The sequence below is a fragment of the Herbaspirillum sp. B65 genome (assembly GCF_000333555.1).
In the GTDB taxonomy this organism is placed as follows: domain Bacteria; phylum Pseudomonadota; class Gammaproteobacteria; order Burkholderiales; family Burkholderiaceae_D; genus Herbaspirillum; species Herbaspirillum rubrisubalbicans.
The window spans coordinates 1-6,419 of record NZ_BADI01001037.1; the positions used below are offsets into that span (position 1 = coordinate 1).

A 6,419-nucleotide genomic window follows, 5' to 3' on the forward strand; every position below is an offset into this window, starting at 1 on the left:
TGGTGCCCTGCTGATGCCGGCTGACTGGATCTTCTGCGCCAGTATCTTGGTCGAGTCATCGGCGTTGACATCGGCGGTGAAGGGGTCGGTGGTCAGGTTGCTGCCGGTGCCGGCATTGCTGACTGAACTTTTCTGCGAACTGAAGGTGGCGGCCGTCATGCCGGCGATGGCACTTTGGTAGGTCGACAGCGTGCTTTTCAGGCTGCCATAGGCGGAAATGAGGGTGTTGTAGCTGCTGGCCTGGGTGGTCAGCGGGGTCAGCTGCGTCTGGCTCTCGGCCGAGATCAACTGGCTGACCAGCGTAGAGACATCTAGCGGACCCGCCGATGTGGAGATGGTGCCGGTGGAAGTCGCCATGGTTACTCCTCAATCTTTGCGTGAGGCACAGCGCTATGCTGCTGCAAGCGCGGTCAAGAGGAGAACGGCTCTCAAGTACGGCGTCTGTGCAGGAAGGACGCTGTGCGGGTGATCTGTGTGAATCTATGAGAATCCGTTATGAACTGGGGTAGCCGAATCCTTCATGCGCAATGATCCAACATTGACGCATGAGGTTGTTCGAGCCACTGCAGTTCATACCAGACTCAAGTAATGATACTCAAGCCTTTTCCTTGATCAACAGGCCTTGCATCTTATCGATGGACTTGGCGATGGCGATCGCTTCTTCGCTGGGGATCTGGCGGATCACCTTGTCGGTCGCGGTATCGACAACCTTGATGATGGTCTTGCCGGTATCCTGATCCTTGGAGAAGTTCAGTGCGGCAGCGTTGGCGGCTGCAAAATCATTCAACTTGCCGACGGCGTCATTGACTTCGCTTTCGGTTGCGCGGCGTGCTTCCGGATTGGCGGCCGGCGCGACGGTCGATACCACGGGATCGGGCTTGTCGGCAGTCTTCGGCAGCGCATAGGAGGTGCCGGAGTCGCCAGCAGCGGTGATATTAAGTGGGGCAATCGACATGGTACTACTCCCTTCCTTAAAGGAACGTGCGGAGAATATGGTCTATCCCCCGCACGTCATCCTACCTAGCTATCAGGCTTATTTCAACAGCGACAGGACTTGCTGCGGCGCCGAGTTCGCTTGCGACAGCATGGCGGTACCAGCTTGTTGCAGGATCTGCGCACGGGTCAGGTTCGCGGTTTCCTGTGCGTAGTCGGTATCCATGATACGGCTGCGCGACGCGGTGATGTTCTCGCTCGACACTTGCAGGTTGCTGATGACCGCGCTGAAGCGGTTTTGCACAGCACCGAACTCTGCACGCTTGGAGGAGATCATGCTGATCGCCTTGTCCAAGTTCTGGATCGCCTTTTGTGCGTCGCTTTGTGCGGACGGAGCAGCAACAGCCTTGTCCAGCGACAGCTTGGCGCTGTCAACGGCAGCTTGCAGGGTCACAGCCGACGAAGCCAGGGCGGAAGACGACATGGACGAACCGGTAGCGAACAGGTTGTCCAGGGCAGCCTTGGCCGAGGTGTAGGTCGCTTGTGCCGAGCTCACGCCGGTGGTGTCGCCCAGACCGATCAGGCCCTTGGCGCTGGTACCGATCACGGTAGCGATGGTGGAGTTGTTCGACAGGTCGTCCAGGGTGATGGTGATCTGGTCGTTCAACTTGTTGTCTTGAACGTTGGCGCCGACCTGGAAGGACAGGGTCAGGGAAGCCGAAACGTTGGCAGCATCGGAGCCGGTGCCGGCCGAAGCGCCTTGGCCGGTGCCGGTGAACAGGTTCTGGCCGTTGAAGCTGGTGCCGTTCAGAACACGGAACACTTCCTGGGACAGCTGGGTGTATTCGTCGTTGAGGGTCTTGCGGTCTTGTGCGCTGTTGGTGCCGTTGGCGGCCTGCACAGCCAGTTCACGCATACGTTGCAGGTTGTCGCCGACGGTGGACAGAGCACCTTCAGCGGTCTGCGCCATCGAGATACCGTCGTTGGCGTTACGTTGTGCAACTGCCAGACCCTTGATCTGGGAGTTCATACGGTCGGCGATGGCCAGGCCGGCGGCGTCGTCCTTGGCGCTGTTGACGCGCAGGCCGGAAGACAGACGTTGGATCGAGGTATTCAGCGACGACTGCGACGCATTCAGGTTCCGTTGCGTGTTGAGCGACGGGATATTGGTATTAATGACTGCTGCCATGTTAATTCTCCTAAGATTTGAGACCGATGATCCGAGTTTCAGTGCCTAACGTTGGTCTTCTACCCATGAGTCCCAGGCGTTTCAACCTCTGTTGATTGCTTTATCGGGCAGTCTTGGAAAAAGTTTAGGGCTTTTGCAAAAAATCTTTTTCAAGGCTTTCCGAACTAAAACTGCGTGCTTGAAACTCCAAGCAAATCCTTTTTCGACGGCAATCAGGAAAACTTTAGCAAATTTGCTGTTGCGACCAAGAAAAATGTTCTGAAAAGCAAAGACCGCCCGGTTGGGCGGTCTACTCGTGGCGAACAGGTGACGAACAGCTTAGCCTTGGGCCTTTTTTTGTTGCAAAACAATCAATTGCTCGCCCACTGTCTTGAGTACCGAATTCCAATCGTTCAGCGCTGGTTGGCGGAACAGGTGCATCGAGGGATACCACGGCGAGTCCTCGCGCTCGGTAAGCCAGCGCCAGTCTGGAATGTGTGGCAGCAGCACCCAGGTGGGGTGGCTCATGGCGCCGGCCAGGTGCACTACCGAGGTGTCCACACTGATGACCAGATCGAGATTGCTGATGGCGGCGGCAGTGTCGGCAAAGTCTTCGCATTCATCGCCCAGGTTGAAGACTGGTAGGCCGGGTGGCAATGCCTTGAGGTCTTCCAGTGGCTTGCCTTTTTGCAATGAATAGAACTCTACCTTGGGGAGGTCGAACAACTGCTTGAATTTGTCCAGGGGGATGGAGCGATGACGGTCGTTTCCATGCTCCGGGTTGCCGCCCCACACCACGCCGACGCGCAGGTGTTCGCTCGATTTTGTCAGTCTGGAAATCTTTTCTCGCCAGGTCGACGCCAGGATGGGGTCGGCTGCCAGGTAGCCTTCCGGATAGCGCGGGATGTCATCAATCGTATGAGTGCGCATGGCGTGGGGTAGGCTCATGAGCACGTAGGCGCAATCACAGGGGGGCAGCGGATCGCTTTCCCGGACCAGAGTCACTTCCGGGGTGAAGGACTGGAACAGGCGATACAAGGGATTCTTCACGTGGACGGCGACTCTTGCTCCTTGTTCGATCACCAGTCGGACATAGCGCAGGAACTGGATGCTGTCGCCAAAGCCCTGTTCATGCATCAGCAGGATGTACTTACCGGCCAGCGAAGACTTGCCATCCCATTTCGGGATGATGTCGAACAGTTTGTGGATCAGCCGATAGACGTGCGCGCGCTCCTTGGTGACCAAGCGCATTTCGTGGTATTCCCAGCCTTCCTTGAATTGGCCCTGCAGCAACAGGCTCAACGCCAGGTTGTGCTTGGCGGTGGGGTAGTTGGGGCGCAGTTCGAGTGCCTTGCGGAAATTGGCGATGGCATCGTCGGTGTCACCGTGGTCATGCTGGATGGCGCCAATGTTGTTGTAGGTCAGGGCATACTTGGGGTCCAGTTCCAATGCCTTGTTGAACATGCGCATGGCGTCGTCGAAGCGATCACCGGTGCTGAAATAGCTCGACCCCAGCTTGACGTAGCTGTTGGGGTCCTTGGGAGCGATTTCGATCACGCGCAGCATATGCTCGTGGGCTTGCTCGATCTTGTTGAGTTTCAGGTAGCTATCGGCGATCTTGTTATGGGCATAGGTATCCTGCGGATCGAGCAGGACGGCGGTCTTATGTGACTCCACCGCTTCCTTGTACATTTCCATGGCGTGGAAGGCTTCGCCCAATGCCGTGTGGGACGGCGCGAAATTGATTTGCAGTTCAAGAGACTTGAGGATGGTCGCCACGGCTTCCTCGAAGCGGCGTGCCTCGACCAGGGCGCGCCCCAGGTGGGACAGGGGGCCGGGTGCGTTGGGTTCGCGCTTGACCGCATCCTCGAAGTAGGCGATCGACGCATCCGGGTCGTTTTTTTCATGCAAGGCATTGGCCAAGCCGATGCGGGCAGCACGATTTTCCTTGTCAATCGAGATGGCCTGTTCGTAGAGGGCAATGGCTTCATCAATGCGGTCCTGGCTGAGGATGCTGCTGGCCAGGTTGCCGATGTATTCGGCATTGTTCGGGTCGGCCTCGATGGCTAGGCGCAGATATTGTTCGGCTTCGGCAAACTTGCCTTCCTGCATGGCGATCAGTCCGCGCGCATGATTGGCAAAGACCAGCTTGGGGGCGCGGGCAAGTACTGCCGTACACAAGGCCTTGGCTTCATCTGTCTTGCGGTTGTCCAGCAGATCCAGGCATTTGCGGACATCCAGCAGATCCTGCAGGTTGGATTTGGCGGCTGCGGGAGCCGGGATTGGAGTAGGTTTGCCGTGCTTCTTGCTGCTCTTGCGCGTCGACATCGAAAAAAGTCCTCTTGGTTGGGCGCATCCTGTGCGCCGGACATGGCTATCCAGCAAGGATGATATGCGCAACTGCCTCTGCGCGAAGAGGTGAATAGAAAGCAAAAAACCTCCGTTTTAAGCGAAGGTTTCTATGGTGTGGCTGGTTGGGTTTGACGTGGAATCCTGAGGGCTGAGCGCGGAGCAGGCTCAGTTCCAGCTACGCAGCAGCCCAACGGCCAAGCCTTCCAAGGCGAACTGGTCTTCCTCGGGCTTGACGATGATGGGCTCGAACTCGGGGTTCTCCGGGAAGAGGGTGATGACGCTGCCGTTCTTCTGGTAACGCTTGACCGTGACTTCATCGGCCAGACGCGCGACCACGATCTGGCCATTGCGAGCCTGGTCGGCGCGGCGCACGGCCAGCAGGTCGCCATCGAGGATGCCGGCGTCGCGCATGGACATGCCGCGCACCTTGAGCAGGTAATCCGGTTTGGCCGGGAACATGGCCGGGTCGACCTGATAGGTCTTTTCCACGTGCTCCTGGGCCAGGATGGGCGAACCTGCCGCCACTCGGCCGATCAGTGGCAGGCTCAACTGCATCAGGGCGGGGTGGGGCAGTGCCATCTGGCGAGCGCTGCCGTTGCTAGGCAGAGTGGCCGATTCGCGCAGGCGGATGCCGCGCGAGGTGCCGGGGGAAATCTCGATGGCGCCCTTGCGCGCCAAGGCCTGCAGGTGTTCCTCGGCGGCATTGGCGGAACGGAAGCCGAGCTCGGCGGCGATTTCTGCGCGCGTAGGAGGGAAGCCGGTGTTTTCGATGGCGTTCTTGATCAGGTTCAGGATCTGTTCCTGGCGCGCGGTCAGTTTGAGCATGGGGTGGGCCTTTCCCGGGGAGAAGGCTGTTTGTATGAACAGTCTGTATTTTTATACAGGTGCAATCCTTGTGTCAACGGCAACATGCACTTGTGGCAGGGAAAAAGACAAGCTTTTGGATACCTATATATAGTTATGGAAGTGAAGTTGTCGGTCGGACGTGTGGGGGGCGAGGGTGGTTGTGTCCTCGGTGCCCGGTCGATTGTCGCCATTCGACCTCGTTTGTCGGCTGCCAAGATTGCTGTTGTACTAAAAACCTAGTATGATCGCTGGTTTTCCTCTTCCCACACCCGTCTTGACGCCGGGGTGGGCGTCTTCAATAAGTCCATAAGGAGTCTTCATGCGTCATTATGAAATCGTATTTATCGTCCACCCGGACCAAAGCGAGCAAGTGCCGGCGATGATCGAGCGTTACAAGGGCATCGTCACCACCCGCGGCGGCAAGGTCCACCGTGTCGAAGATTGGGGCCGTCGTCAACTGGCTTACCAGATCCAGAAGCTGGCCAAGGCTCACTACGTCTGCCTGAACATCGAAGTCGACAGCGAAACGCTGGCTGAAATCGAAACCGGCTTCAAGTTCAACGACGCCGTCCTGCGCCACCTGACCGTCAAGATGAAGAAGGCCGAAACCGGTCCTTCCCCCATCCTGAAGGCAGTGCAGAAGGAAGACGCGGCCAAGAGCCGTACCGAAGCTCCGGCAGCTTAAGCGCTGCGAACATCGCGGAGAGTGAACCAGCTTCAAGTCATCGCCAGCCTGGCAGAACGTGATGTATTGCGTTATACGCCGGCCGGGATCCCGATTGTCACTGCCAGGTTGCAGCATCAATCGGAACAGATGGAAGCTGGCATGAAGCGCCAGGTCGAGTTTGAGATCGCGGCGTTGGCAGCAGGGGAAATCTCCGGTGCTCTCAACAGGGCGGCACTGGGTGAAGTCTTCCGGTTCACCGGCTTTTTGGCCCGCAGGAATCGCAACAGCAAGAGCGTCGTGTTTCATATCGTTGATTTTGGCCCGGTCGCGTCGGATTGAAGACGCAAGGTAGCCAAACAGACCTTACCCAATTTTTAGATACAGGAGCCAACCATGGCATTCGGTAAAAAGTTCGATAAAAGCAAGCTGAAAAACAGCGTCAACAGCCAAACC

General features: G+C 57.5%; 7 protein-coding genes. 2 read left to right on the plus strand and 5 right to left on the minus strand.

The annotated features are described in order from the left end of the window. The 5 genes from I5W_RS24425 to lexA form a co-directional block, all read right to left on the minus strand. On the minus strand, window positions 1–357 hold a 357-nt coding region (locus tag I5W_RS24425), incomplete at its 3' end, for a flagellar cap protein FliD N-terminal domain-containing protein (protein WP_044531196.1). Between the two features lie 238 nt (window positions 358–595). Beyond that, window positions 596–955, minus strand: coding sequence for a flagellar protein FlaG (locus tag I5W_RS24430; RefSeq protein ID WP_044531197.1), 360 nt, complete (start codon window positions 953–955; stop codon window positions 596–598). A 78-nt stretch (window positions 956–1,033) separates the two neighbouring features. Continuing rightward, window positions 1,034–2,122, minus strand: coding sequence for a flagellin N-terminal helical domain-containing protein (locus I5W_RS24435; RefSeq protein ID WP_044531198.1), 1,089 nt, complete (start codon window positions 2,120–2,122; stop codon window positions 1,034–1,036). A 318-nt stretch (window positions 2,123–2,440) separates the two neighbouring features. Continuing rightward, window positions 2,441–4,429, minus strand: coding sequence for a tetratricopeptide repeat protein (locus I5W_RS24440; protein ID WP_044531199.1), 1,989 nt, complete (start codon window positions 4,427–4,429; stop codon window positions 2,441–2,443). A 189-nt stretch (window positions 4,430–4,618) separates the two neighbouring features. Then, on the minus strand, window positions 4,619–5,278 hold the full coding sequence (lexA, locus tag I5W_RS24445; protein ID WP_044531200.1) for a transcriptional repressor LexA: 660 nt from the start codon (window positions 5,276–5,278) through the stop codon (window positions 4,619–4,621). 340 nt (window positions 5,279–5,618) lie between these two features. Here lexA and rpsF point away from each other — a divergent pair, with 340 nt between their 5' ends. Next, the gene (gene rpsF / locus I5W_RS24450) at window positions 5,619–5,984 is read left to right on the plus strand and encodes a 30S ribosomal protein S6 (RefSeq protein ID WP_006462645.1); all 366 of its coding nucleotides are present in this window, start codon (window positions 5,619–5,621) and stop codon (window positions 5,982–5,984) included. Between the two features lie 21 nt (window positions 5,985–6,005). Then, complete coding sequence (priB, locus tag I5W_RS24455; RefSeq protein ID WP_044531201.1) at window positions 6,006–6,305, plus strand: primosomal replication protein N; 300 nt, start codon at window positions 6,006–6,008, stop codon at window positions 6,303–6,305. Window positions 6,306–6,419: the final 114 nt, after the last annotated feature.

What these genes read in the sequence shown, in the direction of transcription:
- lexA (WP_044531200.1), bottom strand. Translation starts at nt 5,278, where the DNA reads ATGCTCAAACTGACCGCGCGCCAGGAACAGATCCTGAACCTGATCAAG.
- I5W_RS24435 (WP_044531198.1), bottom strand. Translation starts at nt 2,122, where the DNA reads ATGGCAGCAGTCATTAATACCAATATCCCGTCGCTCAACACGCAACGG.
- I5W_RS24430 (WP_044531197.1), bottom strand. Translation starts at nt 955, where the DNA reads ATGTCGATTGCCCCACTTAATATCACCGCTGCTGGCGACTCCGGCACC.
- rpsF (WP_006462645.1), top strand. Translation starts at nt 5,619, where the DNA reads ATGCGTCATTATGAAATCGTATTTATCGTCCACCCGGACCAAAGCGAG.
- I5W_RS24440 (WP_044531199.1), bottom strand. Translation starts at nt 4,429, where the DNA reads ATGTCGACGCGCAAGAGCAGCAAGAAGCACGGCAAACCTACTCCAATC.